General features: G+C 68.4%; 24 protein-coding genes and 1 pseudogene. 11 read left to right on the forward strand and 14 right to left on the reverse strand.

Translation table 11 applies throughout. The annotated features are described in order from the left end of the window. The first annotated feature begins 11 nt into the window (after positions 1-11). A complete protein-coding gene (locus JZ792_RS11520) occupies positions 12-1,052 on the forward strand; it encodes a DMT family transporter (protein WP_216909751.1) in 1,041 nt (346 codons plus the stop codon). Between the two features lie 281 nt (positions 1,053-1,333). On the opposite strand, the pseudogene JZ792_RS11525 reads toward JZ792_RS11520, so the two are convergent. Together JZ792_RS11525 and JZ792_RS11530 are read right to left on the reverse strand one after the other, a co-directional pair. Next, positions 1,334-2,656, reverse strand: a pseudogene (locus tag JZ792_RS11525) (ammonium transporter); the annotation flags it as partial. Positions 2,657-2,765: 109 nt separating this feature from the next. After that, positions 2,766-3,578, reverse strand: coding sequence for a cyclase family protein (locus JZ792_RS11530; protein ID WP_216909755.1), 813 nt, complete (start codon positions 3,576-3,578; stop codon positions 2,766-2,768). Positions 3,579-3,802: 224 nt separating this feature from the next. Between JZ792_RS11530 and JZ792_RS11535 the strand changes: the two genes are divergently transcribed. The 5 genes from JZ792_RS11535 to JZ792_RS11555 all read left to right on the forward strand — a co-directional run bounded on the left by JZ792_RS11535 (position 3,803) and on the right by JZ792_RS11555 (position 8,937). Then, complete coding sequence (locus JZ792_RS11535; RefSeq protein ID WP_254189653.1) at positions 3,803-5,143, forward strand: glycosyltransferase 87 family protein; 1,341 nt, start codon at positions 3,803-3,805, stop codon at positions 5,141-5,143. 88 nt (positions 5,144-5,231) lie between these two features. Continuing rightward, entirely contained in the window at positions 5,232-6,362 is a 1,131-nt protein-coding gene (locus tag JZ792_RS11540) for a serine hydrolase domain-containing protein (protein ID WP_216909757.1), read from the forward strand. 55 nt (positions 6,363-6,417) lie between these two features. Next, positions 6,418-7,593: a hypothetical protein gene (locus JZ792_RS11545; RefSeq protein ID WP_216909759.1), complete on the forward strand. Its 1,176-nt coding sequence runs from the start codon at positions 6,418-6,420 to the stop codon at positions 7,591-7,593. Positions 7,594-7,682: 89 nt separating this feature from the next. Then, positions 7,683-8,414 (forward strand): helix-turn-helix domain-containing protein, encoded by a 732-nt coding sequence (locus tag JZ792_RS11550; RefSeq protein WP_216909761.1) that lies wholly within the window; start codon positions 7,683-7,685, stop codon positions 8,412-8,414. 52 nt (positions 8,415-8,466) lie between these two features. Continuing rightward, positions 8,467-8,937, forward strand: coding sequence for an META domain-containing protein (locus JZ792_RS11555; protein WP_216909763.1), 471 nt, complete (start codon positions 8,467-8,469; stop codon positions 8,935-8,937). Positions 8,938-8,943: 6 nt separating this feature from the next. On the opposite strand, the gene JZ792_RS11560 is transcribed toward JZ792_RS11555, so the two are convergent. Next, positions 8,944-9,564, reverse strand: a complete 621-nt coding sequence (locus JZ792_RS11560) for a TetR/AcrR family transcriptional regulator (RefSeq protein ID WP_216909765.1) — start codon at positions 9,562-9,564, stop codon at positions 8,944-8,946. Continuing rightward, a complete protein-coding gene (locus JZ792_RS11565; RefSeq protein ID WP_216909767.1) occupies positions 9,561-10,244 on the reverse strand; it encodes an SGNH/GDSL hydrolase family protein in 684 nt (227 codons plus the stop codon). Before JZ792_RS11565 ends, JZ792_RS11560 begins: the two co-directional genes overlap by 4 nt. A 162-nt stretch (positions 10,245-10,406) precedes the next feature. Here JZ792_RS11565 and JZ792_RS11570 point away from each other — a divergent pair, with 162 nt between their 5' ends. Further along, positions 10,407-10,700: a hypothetical protein gene (locus JZ792_RS11570; protein ID WP_109528261.1), complete on the forward strand. Its 294-nt coding sequence runs from the start codon at positions 10,407-10,409 to the stop codon at positions 10,698-10,700. Between the two features lie 72 nt (positions 10,701-10,772). Here JZ792_RS11570 and JZ792_RS11575 read toward each other — a convergent pair whose 3' ends face one another. The 3 genes from JZ792_RS11575 to JZ792_RS11585 all read right to left on the reverse strand — a co-directional run bounded on the left by JZ792_RS11575 (position 10,773) and on the right by JZ792_RS11585 (position 13,389). Then, on the reverse strand, positions 10,773-11,522 hold the full coding sequence (locus JZ792_RS11575; protein ID WP_216909769.1) for a nucleotidyltransferase domain-containing protein: 750 nt from the start codon (positions 11,520-11,522) through the stop codon (positions 10,773-10,775). Between the two features lie 76 nt (positions 11,523-11,598). Beyond that, positions 11,599-12,567, reverse strand: coding sequence for a threonine/serine dehydratase (locus JZ792_RS11580; RefSeq protein ID WP_308165252.1), 969 nt, complete (start codon positions 12,565-12,567; stop codon positions 11,599-11,601). A 45-nt stretch (positions 12,568-12,612) separates the two neighbouring features. Beyond that, on the reverse strand, positions 12,613-13,389 hold the full coding sequence (locus JZ792_RS11585; RefSeq protein ID WP_216909771.1) for a dienelactone hydrolase family protein: 777 nt from the start codon (positions 13,387-13,389) through the stop codon (positions 12,613-12,615). 315 nt (positions 13,390-13,704) lie between these two features. On the opposite strand from JZ792_RS11585, the gene JZ792_RS11590 reads away from it, so the two are divergent. Continuing rightward, on the forward strand, positions 13,705-14,175 hold the full coding sequence (locus tag JZ792_RS11590; protein WP_216909773.1) for a hypothetical protein: 471 nt from the start codon (positions 13,705-13,707) through the stop codon (positions 14,173-14,175). Positions 14,176-14,214: 39 nt separating this feature from the next. Here the strand turns inward: JZ792_RS11590 and JZ792_RS11595 are convergent, their stop codons facing one another. Continuing rightward, positions 14,215-14,688 (reverse strand): DUF4442 domain-containing protein, encoded by a 474-nt coding sequence (locus JZ792_RS11595; protein WP_216909775.1) that lies wholly within the window; start codon positions 14,686-14,688, stop codon positions 14,215-14,217. 156 nt (positions 14,689-14,844) lie between these two features. Between JZ792_RS11595 and JZ792_RS11600 the strand changes: the two genes are divergently transcribed. Next, the gene (locus tag JZ792_RS11600; RefSeq protein ID WP_308165253.1) at positions 14,845-15,600 is read left to right on the forward strand and encodes a helix-turn-helix domain-containing protein; all 756 of its coding nucleotides are present in this window, start codon (positions 14,845-14,847) and stop codon (positions 15,598-15,600) included. On the opposite strand, the gene JZ792_RS11605 is transcribed toward JZ792_RS11600, so the two are convergent. The 3 genes from JZ792_RS11605 to JZ792_RS11615 all read right to left on the reverse strand — a co-directional run bounded on the left by JZ792_RS11605 (position 15,582) and on the right by JZ792_RS11615 (position 17,715). Then, positions 15,582-15,974 carry a VOC family protein gene (locus JZ792_RS11605; protein ID WP_216909779.1) on the reverse strand — a complete coding sequence of 131 codons (393 nt, stop codon included), beginning with the start codon at positions 15,972-15,974 and terminating at the stop codon, positions 15,582-15,584. The genes JZ792_RS11600 and JZ792_RS11605 overlap by 19 nt on opposite strands. Positions 15,975-16,032: 58 nt before the next feature. Continuing rightward, positions 16,033-16,446, reverse strand: a complete 414-nt coding sequence (locus JZ792_RS11610) for an arsenate reductase ArsC (RefSeq protein ID WP_109528254.1) — start codon at positions 16,444-16,446, stop codon at positions 16,033-16,035. Positions 16,447-16,803: 357 nt separating this feature from the next. Next, positions 16,804-17,715 (reverse strand): oxygenase MpaB family protein, encoded by a 912-nt coding sequence (locus JZ792_RS11615; RefSeq protein WP_216909781.1) that lies wholly within the window; start codon positions 17,713-17,715, stop codon positions 16,804-16,806. A 143-nt stretch (positions 17,716-17,858) separates the two neighbouring features. Here JZ792_RS11615 and JZ792_RS11620 point away from each other — a divergent pair, with 143 nt between their 5' ends. Next, positions 17,859-18,608 carry an SIR2 family NAD-dependent protein deacylase gene (locus JZ792_RS11620; protein ID WP_216909783.1) on the forward strand — a complete coding sequence of 250 codons (750 nt, stop codon included), beginning with the start codon at positions 17,859-17,861 and terminating at the stop codon, positions 18,606-18,608. A gap of 13 nt (positions 18,609-18,621) precedes the next feature. Here JZ792_RS11620 and JZ792_RS11625 read toward each other — a convergent pair whose 3' ends face one another. Further along, on the reverse strand, positions 18,622-19,917 hold the full coding sequence (locus tag JZ792_RS11625; protein ID WP_216909785.1) for a D-arabinono-1,4-lactone oxidase: 1,296 nt from the start codon (positions 19,915-19,917) through the stop codon (positions 18,622-18,624). Between the two features lie 57 nt (positions 19,918-19,974). Continuing rightward, positions 19,975-20,649, reverse strand: coding sequence for a TetR/AcrR family transcriptional regulator (locus JZ792_RS11630; RefSeq protein WP_216909787.1), 675 nt, complete (start codon positions 20,647-20,649; stop codon positions 19,975-19,977). Positions 20,650-20,767: 118 nt separating this feature from the next. On the opposite strand from JZ792_RS11630, the gene JZ792_RS11635 reads away from it, so the two are divergent. Further along, positions 20,768-22,276, forward strand: coding sequence for an MFS transporter (locus tag JZ792_RS11635; protein WP_216909788.1), 1,509 nt, complete (start codon positions 20,768-20,770; stop codon positions 22,274-22,276). Between the two features lie 91 nt (positions 22,277-22,367). Here JZ792_RS11635 and JZ792_RS11640 read toward each other — a convergent pair whose 3' ends face one another. Continuing rightward, positions 22,368-23,546, reverse strand: a complete 1,179-nt coding sequence (locus tag JZ792_RS11640) for a lipase family protein (RefSeq protein ID WP_308165254.1) — start codon at positions 23,544-23,546, stop codon at positions 22,368-22,370. Positions 23,547-23,725 lie beyond the last annotated feature (179 nt).

The raw sequence follows: 23,725 nt of genomic DNA on the forward strand, positions 1-23,725 counted from the left end.
GCGTGCGGGGAATGGTGCGAGCTGCGCGGTCGAACGATCGACGTGCCCTGGCCGCCGCCGGTGTCACGGTGGTGCTGTGGGCGTCGGCGTTCGTCTTCATCCGATCCGCGGGCGCGGACTTCTCGCCGGGGGCGCTCGCCCTCGGCAGGTTGGCCACGGCGTCCGTCGCGTTGGTGGTCATCCTGGCCGTGACCGGGGAAGGGCTGCCCGCGCGCGGTGCGTGGCGGGGCATCCTGATCTCCGGTGTGCTGTGGTTCGGGGTGTACATGGTCGTTCTGAACTGGGGAGAACGCCACGTCGACGCGGGAACCGCCGCGATGGTCGTCAATATCGGGCCGGTGCTGATCGCGTTGCTCGGCGGCCTCGTCCTCGGGGAAGGATTTCCCCGGCGCTTGCTGGCCGGGATCGCGGTGTCGTTCACCGGTGCCGTGATCGTCGGTTTGTCGAATTCCGGCGGTGGCGGCGGCGCGGTACTCGGTGTCGCGCTGTGCGCGACCGCCGCGGCCACCTGGGCGATCTCGGTCGTCGTCCAGAAACCCGCGCTGGCGCACGCCTCGGCGCTCCAGGTGACGACCGGTGGTTGTGTCGTCGGCACCGTCGCGTGTCTGCCGTTCGCTGGACAACTCGTGCGCGAGGTCGCCTCGGCACCGCCGACCTCGACGCTCGGCATGGTGTACCTGGGCGTCTTCCCGACCGCCGTGGCCTTCACCACGTGGGCGTACGCGCTGGCGCGCACCACCGCGGGGAATATGGGCGTGACGACCTACGTGGTGCCCGCCCTCGTCGTCCTGATGGCGTGGATCGCGCTCGGTGAGGCGCCCGCGCCCCTCGCCGTCGTCGGTGGTCTCCTGTGCCTGGCCGGGGTCGCGATCACGCGGTCGGGGCGAAGGCAGGAGACGGACGGCGTGGAGACCGGCGCCACCGACATACCCGTCCCGGATGTCGGCACAGTCGCGGCATCGACCGGGGGCGATTCCCCGGACGATGCTCGCGGTGATGACGACGAGCACCCGAGCCCGACGCGACGACAGAGCGTGGGACCCGGGGACTAGGACGGCCGGTAGGGTCCCGGGCGCGGTATCGGCGCTGGCTCGTAGCCACGATCCGGAGGGGGAGGCCGTCGCACCGTGTTCGGCCCCGGCGCGGGCAGCACTCCGGGAATCGGTGCGCTGTCGTTCCGCTGTTCCGGTTGCCGCCACGGCGGATTGGGCTGGCGGGGCATCGGCGCCCGCCCGGGGGGAGCGGACGGCGGCTGGTTCGGGATCGGTTCGCTGTCGACTCGCTCCATGGGCCGCCGCACCGGCGTCGCCCGGACCGGGACGGGTTTCACGGCGGAGCCGAAATCGTAAGCGGTCTCGGCGTGTTCGGATTCGTCGATGCCCTCGAATTCCTCGTGCTCGTTGATCCGGAACCCGACGATCTTGTCGATGATCCAGGCGATGACCAGCGCGCCGACGAAGGAATAGGCCAGCACCGCGCCCGCCGCGATGGCCTGGCGGGACAGCTGGGTCAGGCCGCCGCCGTGCAGAAGTCCGTTGTTACCCGCGGGATTGACCGCCTCGTCGGCGAACAGGCCGACGAGCAGCGTGCCGACCAGGCCGCCGAACAGGTGCACACCTACCACGTCGAGCGAATCGTCGTATCGGAACGTGAATTTCAGCGCGACGGCCAGCGCGCAGATGATCCCCGCCGCCACACCGATGGCCAGCGCGGCGAGCGAGTCGACGTATCCGCAGGCGGGGGTGATCGCGACCAGACCCGCGATGGCCCCGGAGGCCGCGCCGAGCGTCGTGGGTTTCCCGTCACGCAATTGTTCGACGACGATCCAGGCGAGCGATCCCGCGCCGGTGGCGACGGTGGTGTTGGTGAACGCGAGCGCGGCGAGTTCGTTGGCGCCCAGGGCGGATCCGGCGTTGAAGCCGTACCAGCCGAACCACAGCAGGGAGGCCCCGAGCAGGGTGAACGGCACATTGTGCGGTCGCGGTGTGCTCTCGGGCCAGCCGCGTCGCCTGCCGATCACCACCGCGATCGCGAGTCCGGCCGCGCCCGCGTTGATATGCACCGCGGTACCGCCTGCGAAATCCAAGGCGCCCAGATCGTTGGCGATCCATCCGCCGATATTGCTCGATATCCCCGCGGCGTCGGTTTCGGTGAAACCGCTGAAACTGAAAACCCAGTGGGCGACCGGGAAATACACCACGGTGCACCAGCCGATAACGAAGAGTATCCAGGCCCAGAATTTCGCGCGTTCGGCGATGGAGCCGCAGATCAGCGCGGTGGTGATGACCGCGAACATGAGCTGGAACATCACGAACGCCATGGTCGGGATCTGGTGGCCCGCTGGGCCGGACAGCGTCGTCTGGGTATCGCGGAGGAAGACGTGCGAGACGTCGCCGATCAATCCTCCGTAGGCGTCGTCACCGAAGGCCTCGCTGTAGCCGTACAGCAGCCACAGCGTGCTGACCACGCCGATGGTGCAGAAATTCATCATCAGCATGTTCAGCACGCTCTTGGCGCCGACCATGCCGCCGTAGAAGAACGCCAGACCCGGCGTCATCAGCATGACCAACGCCGTACTGGCGAGCACCCACGCGGTGTCTCCCGAATTCACACTCGTACCCCTTGTCGAACGGGTTCGCGTGAAGCATCGGGACATCCTGTTTCTGCACTACAGCTCACGTGTTTCGGCTCGATGAAGTTTCACCGTGCGGTGCGAGCCGTTTCGACTCCGGGCGTGTCGCTTCCACGCCCGGCGCGCGATTCGCTCAGACCAGGGCGAGCACCCGGCAGGGTCCGCCCGTGCCGCCCTCGTGTTTGGGAGCGCCGACGACGACGGTCGCGCCGGACGGCGGCACCGTCGTCAGCCCGGCCAGCATCTCGACGCCGTACCGGCCCGCGCCCAGGATCGCGGTGTGCGCGCCGTAGTCGGGACTGGTCGCCGAATCCAGGCTCAGGGTGTCGACGCCGACACCGACCACACCGCACTGGGTCACCAGATATTCGGCGGCTTCGGTGGAGAAGGCGGGGGCGTGCGGGGTGCCTTTCGCGTCCAGGTTGACGAAAGCGCGCGGATCCGCGATGCGCTGTTCCCACCCGGAGTACATGGCGACGAAGGCGCGATCGGGGATCGCGCCGTGCTGGGACTGCCAGTTGTCGATATCGGCGCGGGTCACGGTCGCGTCGGGGTCGCCTGCTCGCGCGCTGATATCGATGACGACGAGTGGCGCGACGAGATCTTCCACCGCGAGGCGATCGGTGGTGGCCCCGCCCGGCACCCGATGCACCGGGGCGTCCAGGTGGGTTCCGCTGTGTTCCCACATCGCGAGCGCGTGTTGAGCGAATCCGCCCGCCTCGTACCCGGCGACGGGGACCATCGTCGGCGCCGGATTACCCGGCCAGACCGGAAGCCTCGGCGTCAACGTGTGGGTGAGGTCGACGACCCGGCTCGGGCGCACCGCGCGGGCGAGCGGCGCCGACACCGTGGCCGCCGCGGCCAGACCGATGGCGCCGAGCAGCGCGCGGCGACTGGTTCGCGCGGCGTTGTCGTGGGCGGATCGAACGATTCCCGGTGCGCACATCGGACGAAAGATACCGGTCGCGGGATGGATTCTCGGGACCCGGTGCCGCGCACCGATGTGTCGTGCACCGCGCTGCGGGCCGGTCAGCGGCGGGTTCGCACATCACGGAGGTTCGTTCGTCACCGCCCGCACCCGGCGGGGCGAATACGGAGCAATCGGGCGTGGCGGCCGTGGCGGTCGACACCCGTCGATCGCGGACAGGTCCACCGGTATAGTCGCCGCGGATGAGTAGTTCCGCCGCCGTCGACATGTCGAAGTCATCGAACCGCCGTTTCGGGCGTGTGATGTGGCTTCTCCCGGTGCTACTCGTAATCTTCGCCTACCTGTGTCTGACCATGCCGATCTGGCCGTGCAAGGAGATCACCGGCGGGTTCATCGACCTCCAGGTCTATCGCCTCGGGGTGGAAACCCTCCGCGACGGCGGCGATATGTACGGCCAGTTGCCGCAGACCACCATCGGGATCGGGCTTCCTTTCATCTACCCGCCGTTCGCGGCGCTGGTTCTCGGCCCCTTCGCGCTGCTGCCCTGGGATTCCGCCGCGTTCGCCTTCTTCGTGACCTCCACCGCCGCGCTCGCGTTGACGCTGTACGTGGTCGCTCGGCGGATCTGGCCGGGGGACGAGGCCAGGCGGCTCGCGCTGTTCGCCACGGCGTGTGCCGCGCCGCTGGCCATGCTGCTCGAACCGACCCGGGCCACGTTGGATTTCGGCCAGGTCAATCTGCTGCTGATGGCCCTGGTCGCCGCCGACTGTCTCACCGAGAAGCCCAAGTGGCGGCGCGGGATGCTGGTCGGGATCGCGGCCGCGGTGAAACTGACGCCCGCCGCGTTCGTCCTCTACTTCCTGGTGCGCAAGGACTACAAATCCGCGATCACCGCGGCGATCACCGGAGCCGTGGCGACCGCGATCAGTTTCGCGGTGCTGCCCGACGCGTCGGTGAAGTACTGGTTCGGCGGACTCGGCAATGTCGACGGTCTGAGCGGTTCGGCCTTCCACACCAACCAGTCCATCCAGGCGGTGCTGGCCCGGCTGCGCGTCCCCGAACCCGCGTTCACGGTGGTGTGGCTGGTGCTGGGCGCCGCGCTGCTGGTCCTCGTGGTCGCCGCCATGCGCCGCGCCGCCGACCTGCCCGCGCTCGCGCTCGCGATCAACGCGGTGTTCACGCTGCTCGTCTCGCCGATCTCGTGGTCGCATCACTGGGTCTGGATCGCGCCCGCGCTGTTCGCCATGTTCGGTTACGCCACCAGGCAGCCGCTGCGCCGGGCGCTCGGCTGGTATCTGGTCACGGCGGCCACGGCGGCGGTCTTCGTCTACGGGCCGCAGAACTGGCTACCCAACGGCGAACAGCGCGAATCGCTGTGGACGCCGTGGCAGCATGTCATCGGTAACACCTACGTGTGGTTGAGCGTGCTGCTCGTGGTGCTGTTCCTGCTCGGTACGCGCCGGACGTCGTCCGTGCCCGTGGCGGCGGCATCCGTCGCGGCGACCGAACCCGTCGCGACGTCGGCGCCGCCGGAGGAGCCGAGCGCCGCACCGGCGGAGAGCCCGAGTCCCGTCCGCGGGTAGGTGCTCGAAGAGCGCGGCGGTAAACGCGGACGACCCCCACGGCGATATCCCCCGTGGGGGTTCATGCGTTCACAGCCAGGAGATGCCGATGCGGCAGTACTTAGTCCGGGCGATGGTGGTACTGGCGGCGGCTTCGTCGGCTTCCTCCGCGCCGCACGCCGTTGCCGTGCCCCTCGATCAGTCCTCGCTGTGGCAGGCCGAACTGGACGAGCTCGTCGCGGCGGCGGGTGTCCCCGGCGCGCAGCTGATCCACACGGGACCCGGTGGCGCCGATCAGTACGACAGCGGAATGGGGGATCTGACCAGCGGTGAGCCGTTCCCCGACGACGCCGCGTTACGCGTCGCGAGTATCACCAAGACCTTCGTGGCCACGGTGATGTTGCAACTGGTCGATGAAGGTCAGGTGGAACTCGACGGGCCGTTGGAGTGGTATCTGCCCGGAGTGGTCAACGGGCCGGGTGGCGACGGCGAGCACATCACGGTGCGAGATCTGTTGCGGCACACCAGCGGTATCCCGAATTATCTGCCGCTGCTCGAACAGGGGTCGGTCGAGGATCTGACGACCCCGCGCACCCCGGCGGAATTGATCCGGCTCGGTCTCGACAACCCGTCCGAATCCGTGCCGGGGACGTCCTTCGGCTATTCCAATACCAATTACCTGCTCGCGGGTGAACTCATCGAACAGGTGACGGGTCTGCCCGTCGGAGAAGCCGTCACGCGGCGAATCCTGGTGCCGCTCGGGCTCTCGGACACCTACTGGCCGCAGTTCCCGTTCGACGACGTATTGCACGGGCCGCATCCGCGCGCCTACCACCGCTTCGGCGAGATCCGCCTCGACATCACCGATATCGATCCGTCCTGGGGCCTGCCCGACGGCGCGATGGTCTCGACCGGCCGCGATCTCAATCGCTTCTACCTGGCGCTGCTCTCGGGACAGCTGCTCGCGCCCGCGTCGCTCGAGGAGATGCAGCGCACGGTGCCGACCGGACTGATCGGCTTCTCCGAGGCGTCGGGGCTCGGGCTGTTCCGGTTCTCCGCCCCGTGCGGGCGAACGGCCTGGGGCCATACCGGATCCATCCACGGGTTCAGCACGGTCACCGTCGCGGCCGAGGATCGCGCGGTCACCGTCGCGCTGAACGAATTACCCGATGTCGCGGGCAATATCGCGCTCGTCATCGGCACCCACGCGCTGGTGGAGACGATGCTGTGCCGACAGTGACCGCTGACGGTCCCCCGACCGGATCGTCGGGTCGGGGTGGGTGATACTTGGCCGCGTGGACACCATCAAGGATCTGCTGCGGGGCCTGGTCGCGGTAGCCGCGCTGGTCGGCGCGGTCGCCGTGCCGATGACGCGTGAGGCGCCCGCGTGGGCGGAACCGGTGTTCGACTGCGGGTGGAGCAGGCGGATCGGCGCCGACACCGTCAATGTCGCGTTGCCGGACACGTTCGCGAACTACTGGATGACGGCGGTGCCGAACCTGCCCGCCGAGGGCGTCACCCTGCGCGGCACGTTCCCGCGCGGTCGCTACATCTCGTTCACCAGCTACCGCGGTTCGCAGACCCTCGACGGGCTCAACGATCTGAATATCGCGCCGGATCCGGGCAGCGTCGACCCGTTCCTGCCCGGTGCGGACCGTACGGCCACGCAGCGGTCCTACACCGTGCGCGTCGTGCCCGGCCCGCGCCCGGAGCGGCCCGCGCCCAACACGCTCTACGCCGACGCCGGTCTCGCCGTGGTGCTCTACCGGGTGTACCGGCCCGACGCCGGTCTCGACCCGCTCGGCGGCGCCGGTCTGCCCGAGTTCACTCTCAACGGTGCCGACGGTCCGCGCACCATGCCGGAATGCGCGACTTCGCCGCAGGTGAGCGACCCGACGGCGGTCCAACTGTCGGGCGGGATCGACCTGCCGCGGGCGCTGCCCGGCCCGGATTACCGGGTGTGGTCGAAGACCAGCGGCAACGGTGTCTTCGCCAATCCGGACAACACCTACCTGACCTCCCGTGTCGCGCCGCACGCCGGACAGGTCGCGGTGATCAGGGCGAAACTGCCGCGGACACCGGCGACCTATCAGGGGCAGTCGGTCATGGCGTCCGCTGCGTTGCGCTACTGGTCGCTGTGCGCCAACGAAGTGTTGAGTACGCGGGTGTCGGCGTGTGTCGCCGACGACGGGATCACCACCGACGCGGCGGGCGAGTTCACGGTGGTCGTCTCCGACCCCGCCGACCGGCCCGCCAACGCCACCGCGGACTGCGGTGTGGCGTGGTTGCCGACCACCAACGGCGCGACGCTGCTGCTGATGCGCAATATGCTGCCCGCCCCGGATTTCGTCGGCGCCATCCAGCACGCTCCGCAGGACGATCCGGCCGCGACGATGGGGCCGTACTACCCGAGGACCGAACTGACTTCGGTCGGTGAATTCGCCGCCATCGGGTGCGGGCGGTCGCGGTGAGTCGCTAGGCTGCCCGCATCGGCGGCGGCGTGGCTCGGGGTGAGAGCCCGCGTCGAGCCGACGAGTCGTTGCCGGAGAGGGGGTACGCGATGGTCTCGGATTCCGCGCGGGAATCGCTCGGCACGTCACCGAGTTCGGGTCGCGGCGTGTTGGATGCGGGATTTCAAGTACTACAGGCCATTTCGGAATGTCCGGACGGGTGCGGGCTGTCGGTGCTCTCCCGCTCGACCGGGATCCCCAAGGCGACCGCGTATCGGCTCGCCGAGCAGTTGGTCGGCCTCGGCGCGGTCCAACGGGTCGAGCAGCGGTATTTCGTCGGGTCGCGTCTGGCCGAGCTCGGACGGCAATGGCAGGTCGCGCCGATGCTGCGACGAGCCGCTCAGCGACCGGGCCGGGTGCTCGCCGCGCTGACCGAATCGATGGTCGCGGTCTGCGTGCTGGATCAGGGCGCGGTCCACATGGTGACCGGATTCAACGGCGCCGATGTGTTCCTGAGCGCGGGCCCCGGCAGTGATCTCGCGTTCCGCACCGCGTTGGCGCAGGTACTGATGACGGCCAGGGCGGATCCGGCGCCACCGCCGCCGGGATATACGGGGGCCGAATGGCATCGGGTCCGTACCGCCATCGAGGACAACGGGTCGGTAGCCGTCGACCATTTCGATGTCGCGAACGGGCTCTGCTGCGCGGCCGCGACCATCCGCTGGAACGGTGGCGTCGATGTGGCCGCCATCGGCTGTATGTCGCTGACGAACCGCTTTCCGCCCGGTTTGCCCCGACTCGTCGCGCATGCCGCGCGGGAGATCGAGAAGAATTTGCGCTGAACGGTTCGATCAGCGGACCGGCAGGTTTCGGTGGCGAATCGACCACCCGAAGATGGTTGAACATTCGACCACCGTCAGTGAGGAACTGTTCCCGCCGATGAATCGACCGACCCTGTGGGGCCAGCGGTACGCCTCGGTGTCCGTGACCGACGACGGCACACCCCGCGTACTCGTTCGAAATACCCGGATCACGCTCTGGTTCGTCGCGGAGACCCGCAGGCTTTCCGCGCACGCGGGCTGCAACACGACGATGTTCGACGCCGATATCGTGGGCGACATCCTCGACGCGCGAGCTCCCAGTTCCACCCTGATGGCCTGCTCGCCGGAATCGGAGAGTCAGGATCTCTGGCTCATCGAATTCCTGACCCGCGGTCCCACCTTCGCCGTGTCCGAGGACGGTCTGGTGCTGACGAACAGCCGGACCTGGATCGCGTTCGAGCGGGTGCGAGATTCCGAGCCCGAATCCGTCGGCTCGCGGCGGTTCGCCCTCGAGCCGGTCGGCGCCCGCGGTTCGTTCTGGTAGACGCGGCTACCCGGCCGGTCGCAGCATCTGATCGAGAACACGCCGCACCTTGCTGACCACCGTCGAATCATCCAGGCGCAGAGCGGTATTCGCCGCGAGCAGCACCGCGTCGAGTTGGAACGCGGCCAGTTGCGGGTCCGTCTCCGCGATCTCGCCCGCGGTGGCGGCGTGGCGGAACTGATTCGCGAGCAGCGCGCGCCAGTCTCGCTGGTCACGCAACAGCGCGTCGCGGACCGGTCCCGGCTTGCTGTCGAATTCGGTCATATTCGCCGCTCGGAAACAGCCGCCGAGGAAAAGCGGGGTCTCGGCGTACACGATCCAGTTCTCGACGAGTGCCCGTAACCGTTCGCCGCCGCGCGCTTCGGCGCGGGCGGGGTCGACGACGGCCGCGATGAACAGATCCCGCGCGTGGTCGACGGCGGCCAGTTGCAGTATTTCCTTGGTGCGGAACAGGGTCTGCACGCCCGCCTTGCTCAGACCGGTGTCGGTGGCGATCCGGCCGAAGCTCAAACCCTCCAGACCGTCGAGCGAGGCCAGGTCGACCGCGCGACGCAGGACCGTCGATCGGGTGCGCGCACCACGCAGCAGTCGTTTGTCGGTGGGCGGGCGCGGTGTCGGCGCGCTCATACGCGACGTCCGCGTTCGAGGTGGTGGGCCAGCTGTTTGACCACTTCGGCGGCCAACGCGGCCTGACCCGACGCGGCGAAGTGGATGCGATCGGCGCTGAGCAGGTCGGCCCGATCGTTGATCGGGTGGTCCCACATCTCGACCAGCACGGCCCGGTATTCGGCCGCGAGCCCGCGCGTGATGCCGTTGAGGGTCCGCACGCGCTGTGGCCAATCCGGGAAAACCGGTATGTCGTAGGCCTTTCCGAGGGTGAAGGTGATCAGCTGGGCTCCGGTCGACGCGGCGCGTTCGTAGAGTCCGCGCAGGGTCTGCTCGATCCGGTCGTAGTCGGGGGAGCGGCGCACGATGTCGTTGGCGCCGCTGGGCAGGTGCAGCAGGTCCGGTTCGAAGGCGAGCACTCGATCGAGTTGGGTCCCGATCGCCTCGTCGGTGGTCGCGCCGTTCACCGCGGTGTTGAGATATGCCAGGTCGGGGTGCACGCGGCGGAGCACATCCGCGACCCGGTCGGGCCAGCCGATCGACGCGTAGCCGGGAGTCGGATCGCCGGTGCCCGCCGACAGACTGTCACCGATGACGCCGAAACGCTGCCAGGGTGCGTCGAACAGGAGCGCGGCGGCCTCCAGCGCGGGCAGGCAGTACGGATCGGTCTCTTCGGTGAAATGTTCCCTGGTGACTGTCATGAGATAAGAATACGGTCGATCGTATGTATTTGTCGAGGGTCCATCCGACCGGTCGGCATCTTTCTTGAAATGTCCTGCCCCGCAATGTTTCCGAGGGGAAACGAGTACTCTCGTCGATGGCGTTCTCGAATCGTTCGTCGACATTCGAAGAGGGGTACGACTGTGAGCATCATTCTCGCTACCGCGCACGACACGTACGGCGCGGTACTTGCGCAGATCGGCAACCCTTCACCCGAGGCACCGCCGCTGGCGGACAAGATCATGCAACTGGTCCGCTACCTCACCTGGTTCGTCCTGCTCTCCGGCATCCTCGCGATCGTCTACGCCGGTGGACGCTTCGCCTGGGAGAAATGGTCCGGGGGTGGACTGCAATCGCCGAAGATGGTGGCCGGAGCCATGATCGGCGGCGTCGTCGCGACCAGTGCGGGCACCATCATGAACGCCGTCGTCGGCTAGCATCCGGGGCCGCGCGGATCGCGCACCTCGTGAGCGGTTCGCGCCGTGTGGCCGAGCCGCTCATTCGGAGACCTACTGGACGCCCTGATGCTCGGTATGCGCGTCGGCGGGCCGCGTGCGGTATCCCTCGAAGAGTCTGCCGCCGAAAAGGCTCAGGATCTCGTCGGTGGACGCCACCATCGGTCCGATATCGTCGGCCGCGACGGCGCGTACCGCGGCGGGCAGTCGGACCGCCCAGTCCGAGCCGAATCGCTCGTCGAGGGAAAGGATTTCGCGGCGCAGCCATTTCCCGCGCCCGATCCAGCGTCCGTAGCCGGTCAACAGCAGTTCGCCCGCTCGGGTCGAGAGCGCGGTGGCGATCATCAACCGTTCGTCCTCGCAGTCCGAGGCGATCAGATCGTCCAGAAGATCGGTGATTCCGTAACGGGCGGAACGGATTTCGTCACCCGTGGGCGGAACCGGACCGGCGTCGAGCAGGCGCAGGAACAGCGCGCGCAGTCGGTGGCCGCTGCCGTCGACGTCGACGAGCACCTCGGATTGCCCGACCAGACGCACCGTGGTGGGATTGCGGGCCGCGATCTCGTCGGTGCAGAACCGCGTCAGCGACGACTCGGTCTGGACGAACATCTCCACCGGCCAGCGGCCGCGATGCAGTGATTCGCGGTAGGGCGCGGGCTCGCCCTCGAGTAGGACCGTGATATCGAGATCCGAAGCGCTGGTGACGCCGCCGGTGACCACGCTGCCGCCGAGCCAGGCCGCGCGTGCCCGCGGGAACTTCTCCAGTACCAATCGGTGTGCGACCGTAACCGCGTCCCTCGTCATGCCAACAGTCTTGCCGATGAACACCCGGTTGCCCGGTAGCGAACCGATTCCGTTGCCGGGTAGTGACTTCCACGGGTCATTCGGCCAGGTCCGACGGGTCGGTATTGGCGCCGCACAGCACGACGCAGACCCGTTCACCGGTGTCCGGGCGGTAGCCGTGCCCGGACTCGCCGCCGATGACCCCCGCGAGCGCCGTGGCGGCGCCGTGTTCGACGGCGAGCCGTCGCTCGGCCCACAGCATCCGGCGGGCGGCGACGATCTCGTCGTCGGAGACCAGGACCGAACGCGCGCCGGTCCGCAGGGCGGCGGCCACCGCGAGACCGGTGGCCCGGCGCGCGCCGAGGGAGTCGGCGGCGATCGAATCGACGGTGACGTCGACCGGACGGCCCGTGGCCAACGCGGCGTCGAGCGCGCGGCAGTGCAGCGGTTCCACCGCCACCGTGCGCACGCCGTACCGATGCGCGGCGGTGGCGATTCCGGCGAAGAGTCCGCCGCCGCCGACCGCGACCACGACGGTGTCGAGGTCGGGCAGCCGCTGGTGGATCTCGGTCATGAGGGTGCCCGCGCCCGCCGCGATGAGCGGATTGTCGTAGGCGTGCGACATGAGCGCTCCGCTCTGCGCGGCGAATTCGTGACAGGCGGCGAGCGCGTCGGCGTACTGGTCGCCGACCAGTCGTACGCGCGCGCCGTAGTCACGCAACCGCGCCACCTTCACCGCGGGCGCGGTCGCGGGCAGGAAAACCGTCGCCGTGACCCCCTGTGCCCGGGCCGCCCACGCGCAGGCCAGCCCGGCGTTGCCGCCGGAGGCGATGGTCACCCCGGCCTCGGGCAAGGTCGCCAGGTCCCGGTGCGCACGCAGGAAATTGAGCGCGCCCCGGGCCTTGAACGTTCCGGTGTGCTGCATGAATTCCAGGGCGAGCCACGATTCGCCCGCGCCGGGCAGTTCGGCGGGTGCGAGCACCACCGGGCGCACCCCGCCCGCGATCCTCGCGGCGGCCGCGTCGATGTCGTCACGGGTCAGTGCCGCGTGCGAGGTGAGTTCCACGGTTCTCCCGGTCGTCGGTCGCTCGTGCTGTACGCGCGACCGGTGTCAGGCGGCTTCGGCGGGCAAATTCCTACCGAGCAGACCCAACAGGTCACTCAGATGCCGCTCGTAGGCGCCGTCGTCGTAGGAGGGCAGGTCGCGCATGGTGTAGCCGTGCGCGGCGCCGGGATAGACCACCGAGGTGTAGCGCACGCCCGCCGCGTCCAATACCTTGTCCAGCACCTCGATCTGCTCGGCGGGCATCGAATGGTCGGCGTCGGCGTGCGCGATGAGCAGTTCGGCCTCGATGCTCCCCGCGGCGTGATGCGGGCTGTCGGGCGCCTCGTCCACCGCGAGCCCGCCGCCGTGGAAGCTGGCCGCCGCCGCGACCCTCGGGCCGTATTCGCCCGCGGCGCGCAGGGCCAGCCTGCCGCCCATGCAGTAGCCGACGACGCCGAGTCCGCCGGGGACGACGTGTTCGAGATCGGCGAGCCGGTTGAGGTAGACGCCCAGATCACGCAGTGCGAGTTCGGGGGTCAACTGCTGTCGCAGCGGCTCGAGCGCGGTGAAGAAATTCGCGCGGGCATCGGGTTCGGAGAAGTCGGGGACCGGTAGCACCGGAGCCCTTCCCGCGCGGTAGAAGATATTGGGCGCGAGCACGATATAGCCCTGCGCGGCAATGGTTTCGACCATTTCCCGGATCCACGGTCGAAGTCCGAAGGCGTCCGGAAGCAAGAGCACGCCCGGATACGCGCGGCCGTCGTCGGGTTGGGCCAGATAGGCGTCCGCTGCGCCGTCGAGAGTCGTGATGTCGAGCGTGTGGAATGCGACGGATAACGTCATCGGGATTCTCCAAGACGAATGGTTGCCGGAATGCGAGGCGATCACGACCACGCTGTCGTGATCACCAGCGCGATCCTAGCCGCCGGGTCGTGTGGGCGGCCGACCGGCAATTCGGGAGGGATGTCGGTGGCGTGCGCTCGAATTGTCGGATTTCGCGAACGTTGCCACGTCATCGACCATTTGCCGATAAATTGCGAATTCTCCGGCCCTGTAGTGTGATTTCCCGCGAGACGTTTTTCGCTGTGTTCGATCGCTGATCCGGCCCACCGCGCGAGCGGGGGCGCGAAGAGAGGTTGACCTGTGAGACTGATCTGGATGGCGGTGCCCGTCGCGTTGGCCGCCACGGTGGCCGGATGTTCCGGCGACGATACTTCGACAACGGCCGCTACCTCGACGGTTGTCTCCACATCCGGTGCGCCGCAGCGCACGACGGAGCAGGCCGCCGAGGAGCAGGGCCCCGGGGTGCGTATCGCGATCGGGGCCGCGCGGCCGGTGGTCGTGCCCGCCGACGCGATCATGGATATCAAAGCGCCCGCCGAGTGGGGAGACGCCGCAGCGGGATTGCGCTGCACGGTAACCGACAGCACCGGACGCAACGAAGATCTGCGTTCTTCGGACGTCAAGAAACGCGAAACAATCGCGGGCGGTGAGTGGATCACGCTCTGGACCTTTTCCTCGCAGCCCGCCACCGAGGTGACCGTCGGATGCCGGGATACCGGCAACAGGATCCCGGCCGACGAGGCGCACTACATTCGCGTGACACCGCGCGGGGCCAATCCGAACTGAGGCGCGGTCGGTGCCCGGCGTCCGACCGGACGCCGATCGCTATCTGCCGTGGGCCCGCAGCTGGTACAGGCCTTTGGTCACCGCCACCTTCTTGCCGTCGGCATCGGTGACCACGGCCTCCAGCGTGAAATCCGATTTCCCGCGCTCGGCCGCCTCGGCCTCGATACGGGCGATCTCCTCCTCGGCGAGGGTGGCCTCGGCGCGCAGGTCCGATTTCGCCATGCCGACGAACGCGATCTCGAAACCCTTGACCAGCGGGTAGTACGCCGAATTGTCGAAGGTCGCGATGGCGATCATCCCGCCGAGTACCTCCGCGACGGTGAACTGCACTCCGGCGTAGATGACCCCGAAGTGATTGCCGTTCCCTTCGATGGGAACACTGGCCGAGGCGTATCCCCGGCGCGCCTCGATCGCCCGCACCCCCATCTTCCCGGCCGGGGGAATGGTGAATTCCAGTGCGCCGTTGATGATGTCGGCGAGGGGAGGAGCGTCCCCGGTGTTGCTCTCGGTCATGCCGGCAGTGGTCCCTTCCGATATGTCACCGGACGGCCGGGCCCACGGGAATGCCGCGGACCGCGTCGTCCGATGTCTGAATACGCCCTCGAACCGAGGGCGGGTGTCTTCAGATTAGTCGGGGATCTGTCGGTGGTGGTCCGTAGCCTCGGTGGGGTGGATCGGACGACCCGTCACCCGGACCGAGCCCCCGCCTACCGTGAGCGCCCGTCGCGGCTGGCGGGCGCGGTGCTGTGGACGCGCACCGTGACCGGGCGCGATCGGGTCGCGCCCGTGCTGCCCGACGGCTGTATCGACCTGATTTGGCGTGCGGGGGTCCTCGTCGTCGCCGGTCCTGACACCACCGCGTTCCGCCCGAATGTGCCGATCGGCACCACCTACGCGGGGATCAGGTTCTTTCCCGGTTCCGGTCCCGCGCTGCTCGGCGTGCCCGCCGACGAACTGCGCGACCGCAGGGTCGACCTGGACGAACTGTGGCCGTCGCGCGCGGTGCGCGCGCTCACCGGCCGGGTCGACGACGCCGCCGACCGGACGGGAGCGCTCGAGTCGATCGCGCTGCACCGGGCGGCCGAGGCGGGTCCGCCCGATCCGCTGCTGTCGCGGATCGTGGCCGCCATGGATTCCGGGATCTCGGTGGCGGCGACCGCCGAGCGGACCGGGGTGAATACCCGGCTGCTGTACCGCCGTTCGCTGACGGCCTTCGGATACGGGCCGAAGACGCTGGCCCGCATCCTGCGGTTGCAGCGCGCCGTCGCGATGGCGCGGACCGGGGTGTCACCCGCCGACACCGCGGCCGACGCCGGTTTCGCCGATCAGGCCCACCTGTCCCGCGAGGTGCGGGAGCTCGCGGGAATGTCGTTGGGGCAGTTGCTCGCGGACGGTTCCGGCGACCCTCAGCCCAGCGGAGCGTAGAGGTCGACGCCGTTGCCGTCCGGGTCGGCGACGGTGGCGTAACGCTGTCCCCACGGCGCGTCCCACGGCTTCAGTTCGCCGTGGTATCCGGCGTCGACGATCGCCGCGTAGACGGTGTCGACCTCGGCCGGATCGGCGCAGCGGAACGCGAGTCCGACACGGCCGCCGCTCGTCGGGCGTTGCCAGTCCGGGTGGAAGGAGCGAACGGTGTCCTCGGTGTCGAGCGCCAGGCGCAGGCCGCCGATGATCGTCGCCTCGGTGTGCGGCGCGTTCTCGGCGTCCGGCGGGAATTCCAGCCCGAGCCTGCGGTAGAAGGCGAGGGAAGCGGCCATATCCGAGACCACGATGCCGATGAAGTCGAGTTGTGGTGTCATACCGGCAGCGTAAGCGGCCGTTCGGGCCGCGGTCTTGAACGAATCGGACGCGCTCGGATCAATGCTTGGGCGCGGGAACCAATTCGGCGATGAGGTTCTCCACCAGGATGCGGATGCGGTCGCGGACGGTGCGCACCACTTCGATCCCCTCGCCGGACGGGTCGGGCACCACCCAGTCGCGGTAGCTGATGCCGGGGAAATACGAGCAGGCGTCGCCGCAGCCCATGGTGATCACCACGTCGGAGACGCCGACGGCCTCGTCGGTCAGCAATTTCGGTGTCCCACCGGCGATGTCGATGCCGACTTCGGCCATGGCGGTGACGGCGACCGGGTTCACGGTGGCGGCGGGCTCGCTGCCCGCGGAACGAACCTCGATGCGATCACCGGCCAGCGCGGCGAGGAATCCGGCGGCCATTTGGGAGCGTCCGGCGTTGTGCACGCAGACGAACAGCACACTGGGTGTGTGGGCCATCGAGCGCCTTTCGGTGGAGAGCGAAACCAAGGGTGTGCCGTGAGGCCGGGTCAGCCGTCCGGTACGCGTCGTCCGAATGGCTGCTCGGGCCGAAACGCTGTCGTAGCGTAAGGGATACGGCCATGGTGTCGATCACCTCGGGCACCCCTGGCGTTACCTCCGGGCACCGAACGGAAATTGCCGTGGGATTGCCGTGCTGGTGGGGGCGGTTCGGGAGGTCGAACGCGGTTCTCGCACCGTCGGAGAAGGTGCGGTGCGGTCGTCGGCGCGTTCGCGCGCGTCCTGTTTGCGTAGAACGGCGTCACCACGTCCGCGCGCTCGTGCGGACGTGGTGACGGGGGTGCGGCGCGGACGCGCTCAGAGGGGACGTCGCGCGATGATCCGGCGCAGGCGGGCGCGGTCGCGTTCCAACCTGCGCGCCTCGTAGGCGATCGGGAAGTAGCGCAGCCGTTCTGGCAGCAGCGGCAGCAGGTAGGCGATCAGGCGACCGAGGACGCGCAGTGTGCGTTCGTCGGCGGCACTCCACTCCAGCCCGAGTTTGCGGCGGGCCGATTCCGGGGTGGTGCCGACGGTGACGAAGTACTGCATCCTGCCGATCGGCGCGACAGCGGTCTTCCAGACCGGGGCGAGTACGCGCGGCAATTGCTTGGGCGGCGCGACCGAGCGGATCACCCGTAGGTAGTCGTGGGCGGTGCCGGTCGCGACCAGATGGTTGTCGACCATTTCGGTGAAGTACTTCTGGAACGCGGCGTAGTTCTCCGGAATCTCCTTGGGCGGCACCGAGAAATTGCGGAGCAACTGCACCGCTTCGCGGTAGTAGGTCTCCTTCTCGGCGTCGGTCAGGGGGCGGCGGGCGAAATATTTCGCGTTCTCGGTGAAGGCGAAGGTTCCGGTGTGCAGCACCCAGGCCCACGGTCCGCTGCTCAGCGCCGTGTGGCGGACGCCGTCGGGGGTGGTGGTGTTGAGGGTGGCGTGCATGCCGCGCAGCCGTTCGGCCTCGGCCAGCCCCTCCTCGCCGCCGTACACCCACATCATGACCGAGGCGAGACTGCGCAGGGCGCGGCCCATCGGGTCGGTGCGGAAGGTCGAATGCTTGTCGACCACCGCGGAGATGGTCGGTTCCATGGTCTGGAGCAGGAACGCGGAACCCGCGGTGAGTGAGAAGGTGACCAGGCCGGTCTCGTCCCACATGCGCGTGCCCGGCTCGAACGGGTGGCGCTGCGGCAGATCACGCGCGTCGGCGGATTCGAGGGTGGTGGACGCGGTCATTGTGATCTCCTTTGATCGACCAGGTGCACGACGATGAGAGATTTAGCATAGCAACGTCTCATCGTCTCTGTGAGGCTCCTGGTCTTCGCGGGATGACGGGAAGGCCGGTGGTCGGTCATCCGGTGTCCACCTACGCTTTCGATATGACGAGTGAGTGGCGTGAGCGGCCGGGCCGGGTCGGGGTGCTGACCGGTGCGGGTATCTCCACCGATTCCGGCATTCCGGACTTTCGCGGTCCGCGTGGGGTGTGGACGAAAGATCCGATCGCCGAACTGTTGTCGACCTACGACAACTACCTGGCCGATCCCGACCTGCGCAGGCGATCCTGGCTGGCCCGCCGCGACAATCCGGCCTGGCAGGCGGTGCCCAATGCCGCGCATATCGCGCTGGCCGAGCTGGCGCGCGTGCGGCCGGTGTCCATCATCACCCAGAACATCGACCAACTGCACCAGCGCGCGGGTTCGTCACCGCAACACGTCATCGAGATCCACGGCAATATGTTCGACGTCGTCTGTGTCGAATGCGCCTTCGAGACGAGTATGGCCGCGACCCTGGAGCGGGTGGCGGCGGGCGAGGCCGATCCGCCGTGTCCGGACTGCGGCGGAGTGCTGAAGGCCGGGGTCGTCATGTTCGGTCAGCAGATGGACCGGCGCAGTATGGCCAAGGCCGCGGTGACGGCGGAGACCAGCGATATCTTCCTCGCGGTCGGCACCTCGCTCCAGGTGGAACCGGCCGCATCGATGTGCGCGATCGCCGTCGACGCGGGCGCGGATCTGGTGATCGTCAACGCCGAGCCGACACCCTACGACGCGATCGCGACCGAGGTCGTGCGTGAACCGATCGGCACGGCGGTGCCCCGACTGGTCCGGGAACTGCTCGCGGCGAAACAGTGACCCGACGGGCCCGTCAGATCGGTCCGAGGACGCGGTCGAGGTACGGGTTGACGAACAGGCCCTTCGGATCGAGGCGACGGCGCACGGCGGCGAAGCGATCCCAGTCCGGGTAGCGCTCGCGCAGGGTTCGCGCCGTCTGGAAGTGGCGTTTACCCCAGTGCGGGCGGCCCTCGTATTTGTCGAAAACCGCCTCGCAGGCACGGAAATACGGCTCCCACTCCATCCCCCGGTACTGGTGCACCGCGATGTAGCAGGTGTCGCGGCCGCTGGCGGGGGAAAGGAACGCGTCGTCGGGCGCGACCCAGCGCACCTCGATGGGCATGGCCGTGTCGAATCTCTTCGCCAGTTCCTTGATCTCGCGGATGGCCTCGGCCGAATGCGCGCGCGGGACGGCGTATTCCATCTCGGTGAAGCGAATCAGCCTGGGGGAGGCGAAAACCCGGTAGGAGCGATCGACCTGGCGACGGTAGCTGCCCGCGTAGGCGGCGCCGCGATGGATCAGCGGGATCAGACCCGGCTGCCATTTGCCTAGACGGCAGAGGCCGTCGAAAGCGTAGTTGGACATCAGGATATCGGCGAACCAGTCGACGGCCCTGGCCCTCGGCTGCTCGGGCAGTTCGACCGTGTTGTTGCGTTTGGTCATCGCGAGCGGGCTGTGCGCGAACATGTAGAACTCGAAATGCTCGTTGCCGTCGACGTGGGAGTCGAGGTCGTCGAGGATGTCCTCGACCGGGATCGGTCGTTCGATTCCCTCCAGCACGAACGACGGCACCAATCGCAGGGTGAGCGCGGTGACGACGCCGAGCGCCCCGATGCCGACCCGGGCCGCGCGCCAACCGTCGGGATCGGATTCGGCGTTCAGTTCCACCCGGCTGCCGTCGGGGAGCACCAGTTCCGCCGAATGGATGGCGGCCGAGATGTTCTGGAGGGCGGCTCCGGTGCCGTGGGTTCCGGTGGCGGTCGCGCCCGCGATGGTCTGCACGTCGATATCGCCGAGATTGGGGAAGGCGAGGCCCGCGGCGTGCAGCGCGGCACTGGCGGCGTTCAGCGTGATGCCGCCCTCGACGCGCACCAGACCGTTCGCGCCGTCGATATCGATGATCCGATTCATCGCGGACAGGTTCATCAGCACGCCGTCGGTGAGGACGGTGTCGGTGAAGGAGTGTCCCGCGCCCGCGACCCGCACGTTCCTGCCGTCGGCGACCGCTCGGACCAGGATATCGGCCACCTCGTCGGCATTGCGCGGCGTGGCGAGAACCGACGGTGCGCACCGTTGATCGCCTGCCCAGTTCACCCACGAGTTGGTCATATGTCCAACTGTAGGTGATGGTCTGTGACCTGCGCTACCCGTGGTGAAACGGGAAGGTTACTTGCGGCGACCGGTGCAGACGAAGGTTTTCGCCCGTTCGACCTCGTCGTCGGTGAGTGGTGGCACGTCGAGGGTCTGGCGCGGGACGTCGTCGGAACGGACGCCGTTGAGGGCGATCGCCATGTAGCGCTTCCAGGTGGAAGGATTCACCGGCTTGGAGAAGGCGGCGACGGCGTCGACCATATTGATCAGCGCGAAGAAATCGGAGGGTTCGACGCCGGGGGCGAGCGCGCCCGACGCGGCGGCGCGATCGATGACGGCCGCGATGGTCGGCTTGATGCGGTCGCGGACCGAGGTGAAGCGTTCGAGATCCTCTTCCAGTTCCAGCATGACCTCGCTGAAGCCGCGATTGGTCGCCAGGTGGGTGCAGGCGTACTCGAAGAACTGGACCAGGCCGAGCCAGGGGTCCGGATGCGCGGCCGCCGCTTCCGCGGCCACCGCGAATTCCGTGACGTTCTGTTCGAACACCTCGGCGATCAGTTCCTTCTTGTTGGAGAAGCGGCGATAGACCGTGCCGACGCCGACGCCGGCGCGCTCGGCGACGTCGTCGAGGGTGATCTCCAGTCCGTGATCGGCGAAGAGTGCGCGTGCGGCAGCGACGATGCGTTGCTGATTGCGCGCGGCGTCGGCACGCAGGCGCCTGGTCGGGGCTGGGGCCGTGGCGGGATTCACACCGACATGTTACCAACGAGCGGGATTAAGCGGAGGCGATGTCTCCGTTCTTCTGTTAGCGTTATGACGATAACCGGAGGAATCTCCTCCGTTTGGGCGATTCCGACTTAGGGGACATATGACTACCACGTTCGACCGTGGGGCCACGGCCCCCACGGATCACACGGCACCGGATACCGGAAAGCGGGGCTCACACGCCCTGCGTTGGTGGGTGCTCGCCGTACTCGGCGTCGCACAGTTGATGGTCGTGCTCGACGCGACCGTGGTGAATATCGCGCTGCCCGCCGCGCAGATGGACCTCGGCTTCAGCGACGGCGACCGGCAGTGGGTCGTCACCGGCTACGCGCTCGCCTTCGGCAGCCTGCTGCTGCTCGGCGGACGTCTCAGCGACCTGTTCGGCAGGCGCAACACCTTCATCATCGGCCTGATCGGCTTCGCGGTCGCCTCCGCGATCGGCGGCGCGGCCACCAGCTTCGAGATGCTGGTCGCGGCCCGCGTCGGCCAGGGCGTCTTCGGCGCGCTGCTCGCTCCCGCCGCGCTCTCGCTGCTGACGGTGACCTTCACCGAACCCGCCGAACGCGCCAAGGCCTTCGGCATCTTCGGCGCGGTCGCCGGTACCGGCGGCGCGCTCGGCCTGCTGCTCGGCGGCATGCTCACCGAATGGGCCTCGTGGCGCTGGGTGATGTTCGTCAACCTGGCCTTCGCCGCCGTCGCGCTGGTCGGCGCGGTCATGCTGCTCGCCAAGCACGTCGCCACCGAGCGGCCCAAACTGGATATTCCGGGCACGGTCGCGGTGACCGCCGCGCTGTTCGGCATCGTGTACGGCTTCTCGCACGCCGAATCCACCAGTTGGACCAACCCGGTCACCCTGTCCTTCCTGATCGGCGGCGCGGCGTTGCTCGCGGTCTTCGTGTGGATCGAGGCCAGGGTCGCGCATCCGCTGCTCCCGCTGCGCATCGTGCTCGACCGCACCCGCGGCGGCTCCTACATGACCGTGTTCGTGATGGGCATCGGAATGTTCGCCATCTTCCTGTTCCTCACCTACTACATGCAGCTGAGCCTGGGCTACTCGCCGATCACCACCGGCCTGGCGTTCCTGCCGATGGTCGTCGCGATCGTGCTGTCGTCGACCACGGTGCCGCCGCTGCTGCTGCAACGGGTCGGTCCCAAGGTCATCGTGACCGCCGGATTCGTGATCGCCGCGGTCGGCATGGGCTGGTTGACCCAGATCGGACTGAATACCAGCTACGCCACCCACGTGCTGCCCGCGCTGATCCTGATGGGTCTCGGACTCGGTGGCGCGATGTCCACCGCGTTCCAGGGCGCGACCGCCGGTGTGGAGCACGAGGACGCCGGTGTGGCCTCGGCGATGATCAACACCAGCCAGCAGGTCGGCGGATCGATCGGCACGGCACTGCTGAGCACGATCGCCGCCTCGGCCGCCACCGATTACCTCGCGGGCAAACAGCCCGGCGCGTTGGCCGTCGCCCAGGCGCAGGTCGAGAGCTACACCACCAGCTTCTGGTGGGCGACAGCGATCTTCGCGATCGGCGCGGTGCTGGCCGCGGTGCTGATCCCGAACACCGTACCCGCACCGGCGGAGGGTGAACCGGTACTGGCCCACTGATACCGGATCGCCCGACCGTGGTGCCCGCGTCGAGTTCGACGCGGGCACCGCTGTTTCTCGGCAGGGGGATCGGACCTCGGGCTCCGCCGTCTCAGCAGTTGGTCGGCGCGGGGACGCCCGCGAACCGATCGGCCAGATAGTCGAAGGCCCGAGGAATGCCCTGCGCTATCGCCGAGGCGTGATCGGCCCCGGGGATCACGTCGAGCAGCATCGGGGTGCCCGCCGCGCAGTACCGTGCGGAAACCTCGCGTACCAGAGCGGGATCCACCTGGTCGGCCCCGCCGTGCCACTGGTACACCGGAACCGACGGCGCACCGGCGTAGGACTCGAGGCTGTTCTCGTGCAGCACGCGGATGGTGATCGGATCGGCGTCCATCGCGACGGTGAAGACATCACCGAAACTGCGATCCGCTCCCGCCCGGATGATCTCGTCGGTGCAGGCGTTGGCGATCTCGCTCCGCAGCGCGGCACCGGCCGGATTGAGCACCCGTTCCATCGACAGCTCACCGGGATACTCGCGTTCCAGCCCCATCGCGGCGGCGAAGCCGAGACCGAACAGGGGACTCGGCTCGTTGCCGACATCCTGGGCCAATTTGCCGATATTCATCGGGACCCCACCCTGGGCCACACCGACGATGGGCAGTTCCGGCGCGTAGTCGGGGGCCAGCGCGGCGGCGAATCCGGTCGCCATACCGCCGCCGGAGTATCCGGCCATGCCGACCGGACTGTCCGCCAGGCCCGCGGGCTCGAATCGTTTCGCCGCGCGGATCCCGTCGAGGGTGATCCGCCCGCCGAGTTTCGCCGCCCCGTACGCGCTGGTCGGACCGAGATGGTCGGGAACAGCCAGGGCCCAGCCCTTGGCCAGCAGCAGATTCAGCGCGGGCGCTTCGCGCATGCTGCCGTCGAAGAGGCTGTGCGAGGGCGCGCATCGCGTGCCGAGCGCGTTCACGAACGGCTGATAGGAGAGCAGCGGCCTGTCGTTGCCGCCGCCGGCCGGAACGAGCACGGTGGTGACAGCGGCGATCGGGGCATTCCCGGAATCGGTGCTGCGGAACAGCAATTGCCACGCCGTGGCCCCGGGATAGGCGGCGTCGGGCATCTGCCTGCTGCGCACGATGTCGCCGGGGCGATATCCCGCGAGATCGGCGGGCGCGGAATAGAAGGCGTCGGCGTCGGGGGTCGGGTAGAGCGGTGACGCCGCCACCGGCGAGGTGGATCCGAGACTCAACGCGGCCACCGACGCGAGGGTGACCGCGTAGCCGCGCAGCACGGACCCGCGTGCCCGATGTCTGCCACGAATTCGCTGTGACCCGGATCGGCGCCGGGGCACCGTGTCCCGGTCCGTGGTCGAACCTGATCGTCGTACCGCCATATCGCTCCAGACCTGAGTATGTGAGGGTGTGGGGAAGATCGGGTGGAACGTGCTGTGACTTCGCTTGTGCGCGCGGG

Origin of the sequence: Nocardia noduli, from assembly GCF_019038455.1 — a bacterium.
GTDB classification, from domain to species: Bacteria; Actinomycetota; Actinomycetes; order Mycobacteriales; family Mycobacteriaceae; genus Nocardia; species Nocardia noduli.